The sequence below is a fragment of the Mitsuaria sp. TWR114 genome, assembly GCF_007997345.1.
In genome coordinates this window covers 1-1714 of sequence record NZ_VOSR01000808.1, presented here as the reverse complement: position 1 = coordinate 1714, position 1714 = coordinate 1, and the positions used below count along the sequence as shown (strand labels likewise).

Annotated in this window: 2 protein-coding genes; both read left to right on the top strand. The window is 69.3% G+C overall.

Translation table 11 applies throughout. The features are described from left to right. A partial coding sequence (locus FUT87_RS24445; RefSeq protein WP_147242676.1) for a phenylacetate--CoA ligase family protein occupies positions 1 to 806 on the top strand: 806 nt, incomplete at its 5' end. Positions 807 to 945: 139 nt separating this feature from the next. Further along, on the top strand, positions 946 to 1714 hold a 769-nt coding region (locus FUT87_RS24440), incomplete at its 3' end, for a tripartite tricarboxylate transporter substrate-binding protein (protein WP_147242675.1).

The window sequence follows — 1714 nt, the reverse complement described above, 5'->3', positions numbered from 1 at the left end:
GCGCCGAGGCGCTGGGCTGCACGGTCTTCGCCGGCGGCGTCGGCAACACCGAACTGCAGCTGCAGGCGATGGCCGAGCTGCGGCCCCATGCCTACGTCGGCACGCCCAGCTTCCTGAAGATCCTGCTCGATAAGGCGGCCGAGCAGGGCCAGCCGCTGTCGGTGCGCAAGGCGCTGGTCAGCGGCGAGGCCTTCCCCGCCGCGCTGCGCGACTGGTGCGTGGAGCGCGGCGTGACCGGCTTCCAGTGCTACGCCACCGCAGACCTGGGCCTGATCGCCTACGAGACCTCGGCCCGCCAGGGCCTGGTCGTGGATGAGGGCGTCATCGTCGAGATCGTCCGCCCCGGCACCGGCGACCCCGTGCCCGAGGGCGAGGTCGGCGAGGTCGTCGTCACCACCCTCAACCCGGATTACCCGCTGATCCGCTTTGGCACCGGCGACCTGTCGGCGGTGCTGCCGGGCAGTTGCCCGACCGGGCGCACCAACCTGCGCATCAAGGGCTGGATGGGGCGCGCCGACCAGAGCGCCAAGGTGCGGGGCATGTTCGTGCATGCCGGCCAGGTCGCCGAGGTGCTGCGGCGCTTCCCGCAGGCGCGGCGCGGGCGGCTGGTCGTCGAGGGGGAGATGGCGCAGGACCGGATGACGCTGCGGGTGGAGACCGACGGCGCCGTCCCCGAGGGCCTGGCGGACCAGCTGGCCGTCGCCTTGCGCGAGGTGACCAAGCTGCGGGGCGAGGTGGCCTTCGTCGCCGCGGGCGCGCTGCCCAACGACGGAAAAGTCATCGAGGACCTGCGCAAGTTCGACTGATTTCCCGCTGTTTCGCGGCAGATGCCCGGGTCCCAGGCCCCGGGGGATCCCGGCTTACGTAGTTTCCGAAGGTTGCAGGGAAGGGCGGCGACCTAGCATCCGCGCCATCACCCACACCTCCATCGAGGAAGAGACAGCCATGAAGAAGACCTTGCTCGCCTGTGTCGCGTTGCTGAGCGTCGGCGCCGCCTGGGCCGAATATCCCGACAAGCCGGTGACCATCGTCGTTCCGTTCGCCGCCGGCGGCCCGACCGACAAGGTCGCCCGCGACCTGGCCGAGGCGCTGCGCAAGCCGCTGAACGCGACCATCGTGATCGAGAACGTCGGCGGCGCCGGCGGCACGCTGGGCGCCACCAAGGTGTCCAAGGCCGCGCCGGACGGCTACACCCTGCTGCTGCACCACATCGGCATGTCGACCGCGCCGGCCCTGTACCGCAACCTCCAGTACAAGACCCTGGACGACTTCGAGTACCTCGGCCTGATCAACGAAGTGCCGATGACGCTGATCTCGCGCCCGAACCTGCCGGCCAACAACTACGCCGAGTTGCAGAAGTGGCTTCACGCCAACCAGGGCAAGATCAACCTGGCCAACGCGGGCCTGGGATCGGCCTCGCACCTGTGCGGCCTGCTCTACATGAGCACGATCAAGATCGACATGACCACCGTCCCCTACAAGGGCACCGGCCCCGCCATGACCGACCTGATCGGCGGCCAGGTCGACATCATGTGCGACCAGACCACCAACACCACCTCGCAGATCGACGGCGGCAAGGTCAAGGCCTTCGCGGTCTCGACGCCCAAGCGCCTGGGCGGCTCGCTGGCCAAGCTGCCGACGCTGGACGAATCCGGCGTGAAAGGCTTCAACGTGTCGATCTGGCACGGCATGTACGCGCCCAAGGGCACGCCCA